At 49.5% G+C, this 15,410-nt stretch carries 11 protein-coding genes, 3 tRNA genes, 1 other RNA gene, 1 pseudogene and 1 other annotated feature; of the genes and pseudogenes, 15 read left to right on the forward strand and 1 reads right to left on the reverse strand.

What is annotated here, in order from left to right:
• Positions 1 to 61 precede the first annotated feature (61 nt).
• The 12 genes and pseudogenes from rnr to DWY84_RS00785 all read left to right on the forward strand — a co-directional run bounded on the left by rnr (position 62) and on the right by DWY84_RS00785 (position 13,405).
• On the forward strand, positions 62 to 2,206 hold the full coding sequence (gene rnr / locus DWY84_RS00730; RefSeq protein WP_118529956.1) for a ribonuclease R: 2,145 nt from the start codon (positions 62 to 64) through the stop codon (positions 2,204 to 2,206).
• Positions 2,207 to 2,237: 31 nt separating this feature from the next.
• Positions 2,238 to 2,702, forward strand: a complete 465-nt coding sequence (gene smpB, locus DWY84_RS00735) for an SsrA-binding protein SmpB (protein WP_118529957.1) — start codon at positions 2,238 to 2,240, stop codon at positions 2,700 to 2,702.
• Positions 2,703 to 2,909: 207 nt separating this feature from the next.
• On the forward strand, positions 2,910 to 3,950 hold the full coding sequence (locus DWY84_RS00740) for a branched-chain amino acid aminotransferase (protein ID WP_118529958.1): 1,041 nt from the start codon (positions 2,910 to 2,912) through the stop codon (positions 3,948 to 3,950).
• A 172-nt stretch (positions 3,951 to 4,122) separates the two neighbouring features.
• Positions 4,123 to 4,462: a transfer-messenger RNA gene (gene ssrA / locus DWY84_RS00745) on the forward strand.
• Between the two features lie 357 nt (positions 4,463 to 4,819).
• Positions 4,820 to 5,674 (forward strand): annotated as a pseudogene (locus DWY84_RS00750) (DNA/RNA non-specific endonuclease); the annotation flags it as partial.
• A 217-nt stretch (positions 5,675 to 5,891) separates the two neighbouring features.
• Positions 5,892 to 7,511 carry a hypothetical protein gene (locus tag DWY84_RS00755; RefSeq protein ID WP_118529960.1) on the forward strand — a complete coding sequence of 540 codons (1,620 nt, stop codon included), beginning with the start codon at positions 5,892 to 5,894 and terminating at the stop codon, positions 7,509 to 7,511.
• Positions 7,512 to 7,602: 91 nt separating this feature from the next.
• Positions 7,603 to 7,813: a binding site (T-box leader), on the forward strand.
• A 101-nt stretch (positions 7,814 to 7,914) separates the two neighbouring features.
• The gene (thrS, locus tag DWY84_RS00760; RefSeq protein ID WP_118529962.1) at positions 7,915 to 9,852 is read left to right on the forward strand and encodes a threonine--tRNA ligase; all 1,938 of its coding nucleotides are present in this window, start codon (positions 7,915 to 7,917) and stop codon (positions 9,850 to 9,852) included.
• 79 nt (positions 9,853 to 9,931) lie between these two features.
• The gene (locus DWY84_RS00765; RefSeq protein ID WP_118529964.1) at positions 9,932 to 10,246 is read left to right on the forward strand and encodes a DUF1540 domain-containing protein; all 315 of its coding nucleotides are present in this window, start codon (positions 9,932 to 9,934) and stop codon (positions 10,244 to 10,246) included.
• 289 nt (positions 10,247 to 10,535) lie between these two features.
• Entirely contained in the window at positions 10,536 to 11,030 is a 495-nt protein-coding gene (infC, locus tag DWY84_RS00770; RefSeq protein WP_118529966.1) for a translation initiation factor IF-3, read from the forward strand.
• Between the two features lie 32 nt (positions 11,031 to 11,062).
• Complete coding sequence (gene rpmI, locus DWY84_RS00775; RefSeq protein WP_002603682.1) at positions 11,063 to 11,260, forward strand: 50S ribosomal protein L35; 198 nt, start codon at positions 11,063 to 11,065, stop codon at positions 11,258 to 11,260.
• 33 nt (positions 11,261 to 11,293) lie between these two features.
• Positions 11,294 to 11,650 carry a 50S ribosomal protein L20 gene (rplT, locus tag DWY84_RS00780; RefSeq protein ID WP_118529968.1) on the forward strand — a complete coding sequence of 119 codons (357 nt, stop codon included), beginning with the start codon at positions 11,294 to 11,296 and terminating at the stop codon, positions 11,648 to 11,650.
• 165 nt (positions 11,651 to 11,815) lie between these two features.
• Positions 11,816 to 13,405 carry a potassium/proton antiporter gene (locus DWY84_RS00785; RefSeq protein ID WP_118529970.1) on the forward strand — a complete coding sequence of 530 codons (1,590 nt, stop codon included), beginning with the start codon at positions 11,816 to 11,818 and terminating at the stop codon, positions 13,403 to 13,405.
• Here DWY84_RS00785 and DWY84_RS00790 read toward each other — a convergent pair.
• Positions 13,402 to 14,874 (reverse strand): sensor domain-containing diguanylate cyclase, encoded by a 1,473-nt coding sequence (locus tag DWY84_RS00790; RefSeq protein ID WP_182434889.1) that lies wholly within the window; start codon positions 14,872 to 14,874, stop codon positions 13,402 to 13,404. The two genes, DWY84_RS00785 and DWY84_RS00790, sit on opposite strands and share 4 nt — an antisense overlap.
• A 215-nt stretch (positions 14,875 to 15,089) precedes the next feature.
• Between DWY84_RS00790 and DWY84_RS00795 the strand changes: the two genes are divergently transcribed.
• From DWY84_RS00795 to DWY84_RS00805, 3 genes are all read left to right on the forward strand, one after another.
• Positions 15,090 to 15,173: transfer RNA gene (locus tag DWY84_RS00795), tRNA-Leu, on the forward strand.
• A 27-nt stretch (positions 15,174 to 15,200) separates the two neighbouring features.
• Positions 15,201 to 15,273 (forward strand) — tRNA-Asn (locus DWY84_RS00800).
• Positions 15,274 to 15,277: 4 nt separating this feature from the next.
• Positions 15,278 to 15,361, forward strand: a tRNA-Leu gene (locus tag DWY84_RS00805).
• Positions 15,362 to 15,410: the final 49 nt, after the last annotated feature.

Raw genomic sequence — 15,410 nt, forward strand, 5'->3', positions numbered from 1 at the left:
TAAAGCACTCTTGGAAACAAGGGTGCTTTTCGTGTAAAAGAGAACTTTTGAGAGAGGACTTATGACAGAAGAATTATTAAAAGAAAGAAAAGAAGCAATGCTGGCTCTGATCAATGATCCGACCTATGTGCCTATGAAGATCAAAGAACTGGCCATGCTGTTAGATGTTCCGCGGGAGAAGCGGGATGAGTTAAAGGAGGTTCTGGATGCCCTGGTGGCAGAAGGAAAGGTTGGAATTTCCAAACGCGGCAAGTATGGAAAGCCGGAGGCCTTCACTCTGACCGGAACATTCTGCGGTCATGCAAAGGGCTTTGGTTTTGTGACTGTAGAAGGCATGGACCAGGATGTGTTTATTCCGGCGGAGAAGACAAAGGACGCCATGCATGGTGACACCGTGCAGATCACGGCAAGTCCGGCTTCCAGGGGGAAACGTCCGGAAGGGGCGGTCATCAAGGTGATCGAGCGTGCCAATCAGACTATCGTTGGCTTTTACCAGAAAAACAAGAATTTTGGTTTTGTGGTGCCGGATAACCAGAAGATCAATGCCGATGTGTTCATCCCCCAGGGCAGGGACATGGGCGCGGTGACCGGTCATAAGGTTGTAGTGCGTATGACGGATTTTGGCGGCGAGCGCAAGAATCCGGAGGGTGTCATCACCGAGATTATCGGTCATGTGAACGATCCGGGAACCGATATTTTATCCATCGTGAAGGCTTATGGCATTCCGGACGAGTATCCGCCGGAGGTTATGAAGCAGGTGAGCCGCATCCCGGATGAGGTGGCGAAGGAAGACATGGCAGGCCGGAAGGATATCCGCGACTGGCAGACCGTCACCATCGACGGTGAGGATGCCAAGGATTTGGATGATGCCATCACCATCAGCCGGGAAAGCTACGGCTACAAGCTGGGCGTGCACATTGCGGATGTCAGCCATTATGTGACGGAGGGCAGCCCCCTGGACGAGGAAGCCTTAAACCGCGGCACCAGCGTGTATCTGGTAGACCGTGTGATCCCGATGCTGCCGCACAAGCTTTCCAACGGTATCTGCTCCCTGAACGCAGGAACAGACCGTCTGGCCCTCAGCTGTATCATGGAGATTGATCCACAGGGACGCGTGCTGGGCCATGAGATCGCGGAAACTGTGATCCGGGTGGACCGCCGCATGACCTATACGGCGGTGAATGCCATTGTGACGGACCGCGATGAAAAGACCATGGAAGAGTACGCGGACTTCGTGGACATGTTTGATCTTATGAAAGAGCTGGCGGACATCCTGCGGGAGAAGCGGTGCCAGCGCGGTTCCATTGATTTTGATTTCCCGGAGTCCAAGATCATTCTGGATGAAAAAGGACGTCCGGTGGACATTAAGCCGTATGAGCGCAACGCAGCTACGAAAATCATTGAGGACTTTATGCTGATGGCCAACGAGACCATTGCGGAAGATTATTTCTGGCAGGATATCCCATTTGTGTACCGTACCCACGATAACCCGGACCCGGAGAAGATGAAGCGCCTGGGTGTGTTCATTAACAACTTTGGCTACACCATCCGCACTCACGACGGTGAAGTGCATCCGAAGGAGCTGCAGAAGCTGCTCAAAAAGATTGAGGGAACGGAAGAGGAGGCGCTCATCAGCCGCCTGACCCTGCGTTCCATGAAGCAGGCAAAATATATGCCGGTCTGCAGCGGGCATTTTGGCCTGGCAGCAAAATATTACACTCATTTCACATCTCCGATTCGCCGTTATCCGGATCTGCAGATCCATCGCATCATCAAGGAAAATCTGCGGGGCGGCTTAAGTGAGAAGCGCATTGCCCACTACGACAAGATTCTGACCGGCGTGACCATCCAGTGTTCCGCCACCGAGCGTCGCGCGGAAGAGGCGGAGCGCGAGACCATCAAGCTTAAGAAGTGTGAGTACATGTCAAAGCGCATCGGCGAGATCTTTGATGGTGTTATCTCTGGTGTGACCAACTGGGGCTTTTATGTGGAGCTTCCGAATACGGTGGAGGGCCTGGTGCATGTGAATGAACTTCATGGTGACTATTATGTATTTAACGAGGAGCGCATGGAGCTTAAGGGCGAAATGAGCGGAAAAACCTACAAGCTTGGACAGAAGATCCAGGTGGTGGTAACCGGAACGGACCGGCTTACCAAGACAATCGATTTTATCCCGGCAAAGAATCTGGAGCTTCCGGAGGAGTAAGATTTTAACCGGGGAAAAGACAGGAGGTTTTATTTTGAAAGAAGCAATCAAGCTGGTAGCTAACAACAAGAAGGCTTACCATGACTATTTTATCGATGAGAAATTTGAGTGCGGCATTGAGCTGTTTGGAACGGAAGTCAAATCCATCCGTATGGGAAAATGCAGCGTCAAGGAAGCCTTCGTGCGGATCGACAAGAACGAGGTCTATATCTATGGTATGCACATCAATCCCTACGAGAAGGGCAACATCTTCAACAAAGACCCGCTCCGGGCAAGAAAACTGCTGATGCACCGCAGCGAGATCAACAAGCTGGAGGGCAAGATCCGCGAGAAGGGCCTGACCCTGGTGCCGCTGCAGGTGTACTTTAAGGGCAGCCTGGTGAAGGTGGAGATTGGTCTGGCGCGAGGCAAGAAGCTCTACGATAAGCGGGATGATATTGCCAAAAAGGATCAGCGCCGTGAGGTGGAGCGGGATTACAAGCAGAAGCTGAGATAGCCATTGCGGTTATGAAAAAGAGTGACATGATAGATTTGGGTTATACCTGGCATGAAGCACATGTATAGGGAAATTGAAAATCAACCATTGATTTTCAGAACAGTCGGGTCTATAATGTTCATTAATCAATCGATTACAAATCTTCCCGCGGATGACAAAACGGCAAATGCATCAGGATACCGCATCGGGGTCCATGGGAAACCAGAGATGGAGGATAAGACAATGGAAAAGAAAAATCTTGACTGGGCTAATATCGGATTCAGTTATGTGACAACCGATTACCGCTATGTATCAAACTATAAAGACGGAAAGTGGGATGAGGGTACTCTCACCGAGGATCCGAACGTAGTCATCAACGAGTGTGCAGGCATCCTGCAGTACTGCCAGGAGTGCTTTGAGGGCTTAAAGGCATACACCACCGAGGACGGCAGCATCGTAACCTTCCGCCCGGACTTAAACGCAGAGCGTATGATGGACTCCTGCGCAAGACTGGAGATGCCGCAGTTCCCGAAGGACCGCTGGATTGATGCTCTGGATAAGGTCGTAAAGGCAAATGAAGCATGGGTTCCGCCGTATGGCAGCGGAGCCACTCTTTACATCCGCCCGTACATGTTTGCTTCAGGCCCGGTTATCGGTGTAAAACCGTCTAACGAGTATCAGTTCCGTATCCTGGTAACTCCGGTAGGCCCGTACTTCAAGGGCGGCGCAAAGCCGATCACCATCTGTGTCAGTGATTTCGACCGTGCGGCACCTCACGGAACCGGTCATGTAAAAGCTGGTTTAAACTATGCAATGAGTCTGCATGCACATGAGGTTGCGCATGACAACGGATTCGATGAGAATATGTTCCTGGATCCGGCAACCAGAACCTATGTAGAGGAGACCGGTGGCGCGAACTTCCTGTTCGTAACCAAAGACGGTGAGCTTGTAACTCCGAAGTCTGACTCCATTCTGCCGTCCATCACCAGACGTTCTCTGGTATACGTTGCGGAGCATTACCTTGGCATGAAGGTAACCCAGCGTCCGGTAAAACTGTCCGAGCTTGGCGACTTCGCAGAGTGCGGACTGTGCGGAACCGCAGCAGTTATCTCCCCAGTAGGCAAGGTTGTAGACCACGGCAAAGAAATCTGCTTCCCGAGCGGCATGGAGAAGATGGGTCCGGTTATGCAGAAGCTGTATGATACCTTAACCGGCATCCAGATGGGCAAGATTGAAGCTCCGGAAGGATGGATCCATAAGATCAAATAATTGGGAAACAAAAGAAAATAACTGGTTTTAAACCAGTGGTTAAAAACACCCGGACTGCGTTGACAAAACTGCGTCCGGGTGTTACAATATCACAAGCCTGAAGGTGCTGAAATCATACTCTGGCAGAAATTCAGGCGTTAAGAATCGCCGGTGAGTCACGGCGGGCCAGTAAGGGGTTGTACTGGTTTCGACGGGGATCATGCAGCTGGTGAAGCTATCCGCATGCGGTGCGTCAAACGGCAAAATTAAAATTAAACGCTGAAGATAATTTAGCATACGCAGCCTAATGGCTGCTGTCAGCCTTAGTGCACTCACACATTAAGAATCTGGCATCGACTATGTGAGAAACGACATGCATTAAGCTTTGCGTGCATGGGCGTATCATGAAGCTACTGAAACCGCAAGAGTGTCTGTTCCCGTGCGGCAGAGGGAATGTCAAATAGCAGACTATGATAGTAGAAGAACAGGGAATTGGTTTTCGGACAGGGGTTCGATTCCCCTCAGCTCCACTCGAAAGACCGCGTATTTACGCGGTCTTTTCTTTTTCATGCTGCATATTTCAGAAGAAATGAGGGAGAAGCTATGAATTATAATGAATTTAAAGCCGAATTTATGAAGCGTCTTGCGGAAAAAGCAGTACAGTCTGACCTGATCGGAACATATCAGAGGTTCTTGACCGGCTGAAGCAGATGAACCGTTACATAAACAGGAAAGAGGAGATCCTGAGCAGAAAGGTTTACCGGTATCGGGCAGAGAACGGAGAATTGACGCCTCTGGATCTGTAAGAAATTACGGTTTCCGGAGAAAATCAGAACAAAATACGATGGAAATGACAGCGGGAGAATGACACCATGAGCAGAAAAAAGAATGTGTATAATCAGGTAAAGCGCGGAGCAAAACGCTATAAAAAGGCAAAGGCAGGGAAAAAAGGCAGAGTGGCGGTATTTGCTGCTGTGGCCATAATTCTGGCGGCCATAGGCGTCAGTCAGAAAGACATTGGACGTCTGGAACAGGCAGCAGACAAAGTACTGGATGCTTATGAAACTGTGCTGGATGCCGGAACTTCCCGGGAGGGAGCAGAGAATTCTGTATCAGAAACTTCGGAAAGTGGAACAGCCGGTGCGACTGGCACCGGCGCCAATGTTTACGTGGATCTTGCGGCTATTCCGGCCTACTCTGGAGAACCGTATGCAGTTGTAAACGGCAACATCCCTTATTTTACAGACTCTGATATGACCAGTGAATCTTTTGAATATTACAGTGACCTGGATGAACTTGGCCGCTGTGGTACAGCGTATTCCAGTGTTGGAACGGACCTGATGCCGACAGAAAAGCGCGGCTCCATCAGCAAGGTGAAGCCATCTGGCTGGCAGGTGTCCAAATATGATTTCGTAGATGGAAAATATCTGTACAACCGCTGCCACCTGATCGGCTATCAGCTGACCGCCGAGAATGCCAATGAGAAAAACCTGATCACAGGCACCCGCTATTTGAATGTCGATGGTATGCTGCCCTTTGAGAATCTGGTGGCGGACTATGTAAAAGAAACGGAAAACCATGTGCTCTACCGGGTGACGCCGGTCTTTGAGGGTAATAACCTGGTTGCGTCCGGTGTGCTGATGGAGGCGGAATCCGTGGAGGACGCGGGAGATGGCGTGGAGTACTGTGTGTATGTGTATAATGTCCAGCCGGGCGTTGAAATTGATTACGCGACGGGAGAAAATCACACATCCAATTAATGGTGCCTGGTTTCCCATTGTTGCTGTTTGCAAGATCAGGGAACTACATTGACGAAGCATGGAAAGCTGTGATAGAATAAAATTCAGTTTGCTGTATCAATAGCGTGATCATGCCCGACATAAAATAACAGGTACAGCACAGCAAAAGAAAAATGTTACGCAAAGGCAGCAGAAGTGTAACGGGAAATCGGCGGGGTTACATATGAAGATGAAAAAACTGGTCCGTGCAGCTGGAGCAGGTATCACAGCAGCAGTGGTGGCACTATCCCTGACAGTATCGGGAATCCGGAGTGAGGCGGCACCTTCTTACCTGAAAGCGGCAACTTATGTGTCGGATGCATGGGTGAGCAATTTCTGGAACTCAGAGAGCGACCATATGGATGAGGAACTGGCACAGATTGCGGCAGATGGGTTCAACAGCATTGTGCTGGTGGTTCCGTGGCGGGAATTTCAGCCTGGGGTACTCCCGGTTTCCTACAACCGTTACGCGTTTCAGAAACTCGACAAGGTTATGAATGCCGCAAATGCCCACGGGCTTATGGTGGAACTGCGGGTTGGTTATGTGTGGGACTATTATAACGATGATGTGGTAACAGGGCGTTTTCGGGATCTGCTAAAGGATCCGTCCACCCGCGCTGCATGGCTGGCATATGCAAAGCAGATCTACCGGACCGCATCAGCGCACTCCAATTTTTATGGCGGATTCATGACCTGGGAGGATTTTTGGAACTATGTGGAGGACGCGGCGAATCTGGGAAAGGGTGCCAACAGCCGGAATGCTGCTAAGGAATGCGGCTATCAGACATGGCTGAAAAAACATTATTCCCTGAAACAGGTAAATGAATATTACCAGCCGGCAGAAAAATTTACCAGCTATGACAATGTCTATATCCCGGCAAGGAAGGAATATGCCTACAAGCTGTTTTATGAATTTTATGATGATTTTTTAAATGATCTTCTGGAAGATACCCAGAAGGTGTTCCCAAATCTGTCTATGGAGGTCCGGCTTGATGTAGACCCGGTCGACGCGCAGGATGGAAACGGGCAGGTGGGCGCGTCGCATTATGGCACGTTTCCGTGTGCGGACGCAGGGTACACATCTCTTATGTACAGCGTGTCCATGGGACATGGGTTTGGTGACGTGCTTTCCACCCAGGAGGCAATCAAAACCATGAATGAACAGCTTTCCCTTGTCCGGGCTAATAATGGCGGAAAGCCGGTATTCATTGACCAGCTTCTTTACATGGATGCGACGGAAGGTTTTGAACAGAACGCGAGACTGGCGGAAAGCCACAGGGGAGCTTTCCTCACCGGCATCCCGGATACGCTGCGCGCGCACACCAATGGTTACGCGGTCTGGACTTACCGGAATTACACCAACAACCCGGTTTACAATCACCAGTTTGCGCTGGGAACCAGGGGCTGGAATGTAACAAACGGCAGCGTGATGGAGCGAAATGGCAGCAGCCAGCTCCTTTTACAGAGCGGAGGAAGCCTTGCCCAGAAAGTAGGGCACCGCATTGGAGGACGCACGACCCATGATGGACATGTCCGCTTTACGGCAGACAGTGATGAGCCTGCAGTACTGACCGTAAAGCTTGGTTCCATGAGCCAGACAGTGGAGGTTAACGGGCCGAAACAGTATGATCTGAATCTGGGCCGGAAAGGCTTTTATGAAGTGAGCTTTGAAACCGATGGCGATGTTTATCTGGATAATATCCATGTATACAATTTCGTCCAGGATGGACAGCTTCGCGACATAGACGGAAATGAGCTGAGCTGTATGGGAGCCATGCGTACCCTGAATGCAAGCATGAATTAAGACGAAATTAAGACGAAATCAGATTTTTAATGCTTGACATATTTATCTTCCGTGCTATAATCAGTTGAAGATATGAGAGAAATTTTCATATGTTAACACGTTGATGAGCAGAGTACTCTGGCAGAACCATTCAGAGAGAGATGCATGTGGTGCGAGTATCTTATGAGGAAGTCAGCAGGAAAACCGGCTCGGAGTGGTCCTTAATCGGATCCGGTGATTCCGTTACCATCAGAATGAAGCGGCTGTCTGATTTCAGGCGGCAAACAGGGTGGAACCGCGATAAAAGAATTGTCGTCCCTTGTCCGGTGCGCAAAGCGCATCAGGCAGGGGACTTTTTATTTTATTAAATCCTTATCGTCCCTTGTATCATCATTTTAACAAAGAATACCAGGAGGAAAAAGGCATGATCATCACATTAAAAGATGGAAGCAAAAAAGAGTACGCACAGGCTATGCCCATTATTGACATTGCCCGTGACATCAGCGAAGGGCTGGCACGGGTAGCCTGTGTCGGTGAGGTAGACGGACAGGTAGAAGACCTGCGCACCGTACTGGACAAGGACTGCGAGTTAAACATCCTGACTGCAAAGGATGAGGCAGGTCTGGCAGCACTGCGCCACACCGCAAGCCACGTTATGGCACAGGCTATCAAGAGACTGTATCCGAGCGCGAAGCTGGCGATCGGCCCGTCTATCGCAGATGGATTCTACTATGATATCGACTTCGAGACCCCGATCACCGCAGACGATCTGGAGAAGATCGAGGCTGAGATGAAGAAGATCATCAAAGAGGCGCTGCCGTTAGAGCGTTTCACCCTTCCGAGAGAAGAGGCGCTGGCTCTGATGAAAGAAAAAGAGGAGCCGTACAAGGTAGAGCTTATCGAGGACCTTCCAGAGGGTGAGGAGATCAGCTTCTACAAGCAGGGGGAGTTTACTGACCTTTGCGCAGGCCCGCACTTAATGAATACCAAGGAAGTTGGAAAGGCTTACAAGCTGACCAGCATTGCAGGCGCTTACTGGAGAGGCAACGAGCATAACAAGATGCTGACCCGTATCTACGCAACTGCGTTCGCAAAGAAAGAAGAACTGGAAGCATATGTTACCATGATGGAAGAGGCAAAGAAGCGTGACCACAGAAAACTGGGCAAAGAGCTTGGCCTGTTCATGATGCACGAGGCTGGCCCGGGATTCCCGTTCTTCCTGCCGAAGGGCATGGTTCTGAAAAACACCCTGTTAGAGTACTGGAGAGAGATCCACAAAAAGGCAGGTTATGTAGAGATTTCCACCCCGATCATCTTAAACAGAAGCCTGTGGGAGACCTCCGGCCACTGGGATCACTACAAAGACAACATGTACACCACCGTCATTGACGAGCAGGACTACGCAATCAAACCAATGAACTGCCCGGGCGGCGTTCTGGTTTATGCTTCCGAGCCGCGTTCCTACCGCGACCTGCCGCTGCGCATGGGTGAGCTTGGTATCGTTCACCGTCATGAGAAATCCGGCCAGCTGCACGGCCTGATGCGTGTGCGCTGCTTCACCCAGGATGATGCGCACATCTTCATGACCCCGGATCAGATCAAAGACGAGATCAAAGGCGTTGCGCAGCTCATCGACAGCGTTTACAAGCTGTTCGGCTTTAAATATCATGTAGAGCTTTCCACCCGTCCGGAAGACAGCATGGGAAGTGATGCAGACTGGGAGATGGCTACCGACGGTTTAAGAAGCGCTCTGGATGAGATGGGTCTGGATTACGTTGTAAACGAGGGCGACGGCGCGTTCTACGGACCGAAGATCGACTTCCATCTGGTCGATGCCATCGGAAGAACCTGGCAGTGCGGTACTATTCAGCTTGACTTCCAGCTTCCGCAGCGTTTTGAGCTGGAGTACATCGGCGCAGATGGCGAGAAGCATCGTCCGATCATGATCCATCGTGTTGCTTTCGGCTCCATCGAGCGTTTCATCGGTATCCTGATCGAGCATTTTGCAGGCGCATTCCCGACCTGGCTGGCTCCGGTACAGGTAAAGGTACTGCCGATCTCCGACAAGTACATGGACTATGCGGAGAAAGTAAAAGCTGCCCTGGATGCAGAGAATATCCGTGCAGAGGTAGATACCCGTTCTGAGAAGATCGGCTACAAGATCCGTGAGGCTCAGAAGAACAAGATTCCGTACATGCTGGTAGTAGGCCAGAAGGAAGAGGAAGAGGGCGTGGTATCTGTCCGCAGCCGTTTCAAAGGCGACGAGGGACAGGCATCCTTAGAAAGCTTTATCGAGAACATCAAAAAGGAAATTGTTTCCAGAGAAGCACGTGCTGTTGAGGTGAAGGCAGAGCAGAAGTGAGTTTTTTGCATAGATTTCCGAAAAGAAACCCATACTAGACCTGTGAAATAAATATTAACCAACAGGAGGTATGGGTTCCATGACGAAATTAGAGTGCAACGTAACAAATTGTCTTCACAATGCCGATCATTGCTGCTGCAAGCAGTCCATTTTGGTAGACGGACATGACGCGAAAGAAAAAGAACAGACCTGCTGCGGAAGCTTCGATGAAAACAAGGGCGGTCTCTTTAAGAACGTTTTTAAAACACCGGAGAGCAGCTTGTCTGTAGACTGTGAGGCAGTACAGTGTATCTACAACGATAACCGCCATTGTGCGGCTGCGAAGATCGGCATTGCCGGGGACGGGGCAAGCAGGGCGGAACAGACACTCTGCACCACCTTTCAGATGTCCTGAAAAATAGCGAAATAAAAAATATGAAAAATCCCCGGAAAAGTGCTTGACTTTCCCGGGGATTCATAGTATAGTAACAGAAGTTGTGAGAACAACGCAGGAAAGTAGGTATCCACCTCACCTCGGCACGAGCAAGTGACCCTGGTTTATAGCAAAGAATGCGTATATGCGGCGGCATCAACGTCCTATGCGATGCTTTTGAGGGTGGGTAGAATATTCTATCTACTTTTTTTATGCAGAAAAACAGACATGCAGAATTCTATGATGGGGGTGCACGACTATTAGCGAGTTAATGATTAACGAACAGATCAGAGACAAAGAAGTTCGATTGATTGGTGAAGACGGCGAGCAGCTGGGTATCATGTCCGCGAAGGAAGCCTACAAACTGGCTCAGGACGCGGAACTGGATCTCGTAAAGATTGCTCCGACGGCAAAGCCACCGGTTTGTAAGATTATCGATTACGGTAAATATCGTTACGAGCTGGCAAGAAAAGAAAAAGAAGCTAGAAAAAAACAGAAGGTAATCGAGGTTAAAGAAGTGCGGTTGTCTCCGAACATTGACACCAACGATTTGAACACAAAAACGGGCGCAGCACGAAAGTTCCTGGAAAAGGGCGATAAAGTCAAAGTTACCTTACGTTTCCGTGGTCGTGAGATGGCGCACATGTCCAAGTCCAAGTATATCCTGGATGACTTTGCAGAGAGCTTAAAGGATATCGCAACCATTGACAAGCCTTCCAAAGTGGAAGGAAGAAGCATGGTTATGTTTTTGACTGCCAAGAAGTAAAAGCAAAGAGAAAGATTAAGGAGGAAGTTATAATGCCTAAATTAAAAACAAGCAGAGCAGCTGCAAAACGTTTCAAAAAGACCGGTACCGGTAAGCTGGTAAGAAATAAAGCATACAAATCTCACATCTTAACTAAGAAGTCTACCAAGAGAAAAAGAAATCTTAGAAAAGATATCGTTACCGATGCTACCAACGCAAAGGTAATGAAGAAGATTTTACCATATCTGTAATAGACTGATTAGATTAAGAAGGAGGAAAAACCGATGGCAAGAATTAAAGGCGGTATGAACGCAAAGAAGAAACACAATAGAGTGCTGAAGATGGCTAAAGGCTACAGAGGAGCACGTTCTAAACAGTATAGAGTAGCAAAGCAGTCTGTAATGAGAGCTCTGACCAGCTCCTACGCAGGCCGCAAGCAGAGAAAGAGACAGTTCCGTCAGCTGTGGATCGCTCGTATCAACGCAGCAGCACGTATCAACGGTCTGTCCTACAGCAAGTTCATGTATGGCTTAAAGCTGGCTGGCGTTGAGATGAACCGTAAGGTCCTGTCTGACATGGCTATCAACGATGCTGAGGGCTTTGCTAAACTGGCTGAGCTGGCTAAAGCAAAATTAGCTTAATTCAGAATCTGAACGAAAATTTAACATAGTGGCAGAGCTGATTCTGCCGTGGACCCGTCTGGCTTTTTTAGAAAAAACCGGACGGGTTTTGTCGTTCTAATGGGTAACCGGAGTATAAAAACAGAATCCGGCGCGACGGATTTGCAAAACGAAAGGAGTGGATCTTTGAATCAGATTATTCTGCTTGTGGGTGTGGTGATCATGATCTGCGTCCTGATGGGACGCGTAACCTCCAGACTGGCTGTGCCGTCCCTGCTGATCTTTATCGGCCTGGGAATGCTGTTTGGGGAAGATGGGATCTTCCGGATCGTATTTGATGATTATGGAGTGACGGAGACGATCTGTTCTGTCAGCCTGATCTTTATCATCTTTTACGGAGGTTTTGGGACAAATGTGAAGGAAGCAAAGAGTGTGGCGGCAAAGGCACTGCTTTTGTCCACACTGGGCGTGGCGCTGACCACCGGATTTGTAGGCGTGTTCGTACATCTGGCGCTGCGCCTGCCGTGGTTGGAGAGCTTTCTGGTTGGATCCGTGATCGCATCTACGGACGCAGCGTCTGTATTTAATATCCTGCGTACGAAAAAGCTGGATCTGAAATATCATACGGCATCGCTTCTGGAACTGGAATCCGGTTCAAATGACCCGGTATCTTATATGCTGACGGTGGTATTCATCGCCATGATGAGCGGAAAAGCAGTTTCCCTGCCGCTGATGCTGGCACAACAGATCGGATTTGGTCTTGCGTGCGGTGCAGTGGCCGGGCGTCTGGCTGTCTGGGCAATGGACCGCTTCTCGTTTCAGATCGAGGAAGGCAATACGATCTTTGCGGTGGCCGCTATGCTGGTAAGCTACGCGCTGCCGCAGGTAATTGGCGGAAACGGTTATCTGGCAGTGTATCTTTGCGGCATCATCATGGGAAATTCTCGGATTCCGGAAAAACGGAATCTGATGCATGTGTTTGACACGGTCACGGGCATCGCGCAGATGATGATCTTCTTTCTGCTTGGGCTTCTGGCAACACCCAGCGAGCTTCCGGCGGTTTTGCTTCCGGCCGCTCTGATTATGCTGTTTATGACGGTGATCGCACGTCCGGCGGCTGTGGCAGCCATTCTTCTGCCGTTCCGGTCCCACATCCGTCAGATTGGCGTGGTGTCCTGGGCGGGACTGCGCGGTGCTGCCTCCATTGTGTTTGCGATCATGGCTGTTTTGAGCAAAGTGCCGATGCACTATAATCTTTACAATCTGGTGTTCTGCGTGGTGCTTCTTTCCATTGCAGTGCAAGGGACTTTTCTGCCGCTGGTATCCGAAAAGCTTCGGATGATCGACCGGAATATGGATGTGCGCCGTACCTTTAATGATTATGAGAAGGAGAGCAGCATCCATTTTGTAAAGACACATATTCAGGAAGGTCATCTGTTTTGCGGCAAAAGGGTAAGGGACATCAGCCTCCCGCCGGAAATGCTGATCGTAATGATCCTCCGGGGAGAAGAAAAGCGTATCCCAAATGGAGATACGCTGCTTCTGGCCGGCGATCTTCTGATCCTTGCTGCCCCGGAGTTCACCGAAGGAGAAAATCTGATCCTGCGGGAGAGAACTACGGTCAGGGGAGACAAGTGGACCGGAAAAACCCTGAAGGAAGTCCCTCTCTCGAAAGGGACTCTGGTAGTATCTGTCAGGAGAGGGGAAGAAACCCTCATCCCGACCGGAAATACCAGGATTCAGGAAGGCGATATTCTGATCATAGCCAAATATTAAGCCTTTTCATAGACGGAGAAGTTATTGCGTCCTCCGCGCTTTGTCTGATACAGTGCCTTATCTGCATTGCGGTACAGGTCATCAAATCGGGTTCCCTGCTCTGGGCTGAAGGCGACGCCCACACTGAAGGTGATGGCCTGTCCGTTCATTTCTGCATGCTTTACGGAGCGGATGTGCTCCAGCATGCTCCGGACACGGGAAAGGGCAGCATCCCGGGAGGAAACCTGCTTCATGAGTATCACGAATTCATCTCCGCCCACGCGCCCGATGATATCATCGTCCCGAAACTGATTTTTTAAGAATTCGCCCACGCGCTGCAGGACTTTGTCCCCGACAGCGTGTCCGTAGGTATCATTGACGTTCTTGAACTTGTCGATGTCCAGGATGAGAAATGCATGAAGCGCATCCGGACGGCTCGTTCGCAGAAATTCATCAATGGCGGGCTGCGTATGTTCCTTATTATATACAGCAGTCAGACCATCGATCTGTGCGGTATGTACCAGCTCGTTGTAGTCTCTGGTGTGGACGGATACAATGCGTCCGATCAGAAGAATGATCAGGAGTATGAAATAGACATTCAGGATCAGCTCGTAATTGTGAATGAAACTGTAATTCGCGTTTGCAACGGACACCGGAATCACATAGCATATCATCCAGTTATTTAAAAGAATCGGAGCATAGGCAACATAGCGGCTGGATTTTTGAATTCCCGGCTGAGACAGTTTGAGCAGGCCATGCGTCTTTGCCTGAAATGCATCGCGGATTGTCTGCAGAGAATCTTTTCCGCAGACAGTCCACTGACTGTAAAAGTCGAAAAAGTTGTCACCATAGCTGATGATCTGGTGTGTGGAATTGCCGTCCAGTGTGATGATGTCTCCGTCTTCATTAATAATAATACAAAAGCCTTCGCCCCCAAACAGATCATCGAAGATCAGATGGTTTAGCTCGGTTACATTGTAGGACGCACTGAGAAGACCGATGATTGCATTGTCATGGAGAACGGGCACGCTGAGAATGACACGGGTTTCATGGTCAATGCTGCTTTGAACGGGATCGCGCAGTGTCCGCTTTCCGGTTATGCCCTCCTGGAAATAGCTGCGGTGGGAGACATTCTTTATATCACCGTTTTCATAGTGGGAGGTGCCGTCCGGCTCAATGAGGGCTACATGGTCGATAGACGTGGTGGACTGGATGGCTGAAAGCATGTTTTTGTTTTTTTCAGAGATGAGTTCGCCCTCTGCTCCGATCTGTGCGGCAACACCGTCCAGAAACTGGTAGTTGACATTCAGAATCTCTTCAAAATGGATGCTCTGCCTGGAAATATTCGAGGTAAGCTTTTTCTGGGCCAGCTGATCTGCGGCATGATGGGATGCGATGGAAAATACAAGGATGCCCATAGCTGTGGCAATGATAAAAGCCACTATACTGGATAGGTAACCCTGCAAGGGTGTCTCTGTCTTTTTCTTCATAGGCATACTCCCTCGGATTTTACTTATTATAGTTAATATTATATCAAATTATGCCGGAAATTCTACAGAATGCGGATTGAAAATTTGACAAAATGGATAAAAAATGTGTCAAAACGGGAAAATTGGAAGAAGAAAATACAAGAAGAAAAAAACTTGAAAAATAAAGAAAAAGTACTTGCCAGAACCAGGAAACTATGATATATTATTAAACGTTCGCGGGAGTGCTGGAATTGGCAGACAGGCTAGACTAAGGATCTAGTGGCAGTTATGTCGTGTGGGTTCAAGTCCCATCTCCCGCAGTATCTTCCAAAAAGATACGGGAACATTCCTCGATAGCTCAGTCGGTAGAGCACGCGGCTGTTAACCGCGCTGTCGTAGGTTCAAGTCCTACTCGGGGAGCTTTGCAGAAGTGGCGGAATTGGCAGACGCGCACGGTTCAGGTCCGTGTGGTAGCAATACCTTGTGGGTTCGACTCCCATCTTCTGCATCAGCAGGGCGGAGAACGAAAGTTCTTCGCCTTTTTACTATGTTAAAAT

This window comes from Clostridium sp. AF27-2AA (assembly GCF_003478505.1).
In the GTDB taxonomy this organism is placed as follows: Bacteria; Bacillota; Clostridia; order Lachnospirales; family Lachnospiraceae; genus Brotaphodocola.

Excerpts from the sequence above, each read along its gene's own strand:
- thrS (WP_118529962.1), top strand. The coding sequence starts at position 7,915 with ATGATCATCACATTAAAAGATGGAAGCAAAAAAGAGTACGCACAGGCT.
- DWY84_RS00790 (WP_182434889.1), bottom strand. The coding sequence starts at position 14,874 with ATGAAGAAAAAGACAGAGACACCCTTGCAGGGTTACCTATCCAGTATA.
- DWY84_RS00765 (WP_118529964.1), top strand. The coding sequence starts at position 9,932 with ATGACGAAATTAGAGTGCAACGTAACAAATTGTCTTCACAATGCCGAT.
- DWY84_RS00740 (WP_118529958.1), top strand. The coding sequence starts at position 2,910 with ATGGAGGATAAGACAATGGAAAAGAAAAATCTTGACTGGGCTAATATC.
- rplT (WP_118529968.1), top strand. The coding sequence starts at position 11,294 with ATGGCAAGAATTAAAGGCGGTATGAACGCAAAGAAGAAACACAATAGA.
- rpmI (WP_002603682.1), top strand. The coding sequence starts at position 11,063 with ATGCCTAAATTAAAAACAAGCAGAGCAGCTGCAAAACGTTTCAAAAAG.
- rnr (WP_118529956.1), top strand. The coding sequence starts at position 62 with ATGACAGAAGAATTATTAAAAGAAAGAAAAGAAGCAATGCTGGCTCTG.
- DWY84_RS00755 (WP_118529960.1), top strand. The coding sequence starts at position 5,892 with ATGAAGATGAAAAAACTGGTCCGTGCAGCTGGAGCAGGTATCACAGCA.
- infC (WP_118529966.1), top strand. The coding sequence starts at position 10,536 with ATGATTAACGAACAGATCAGAGACAAAGAAGTTCGATTGATTGGTGAA.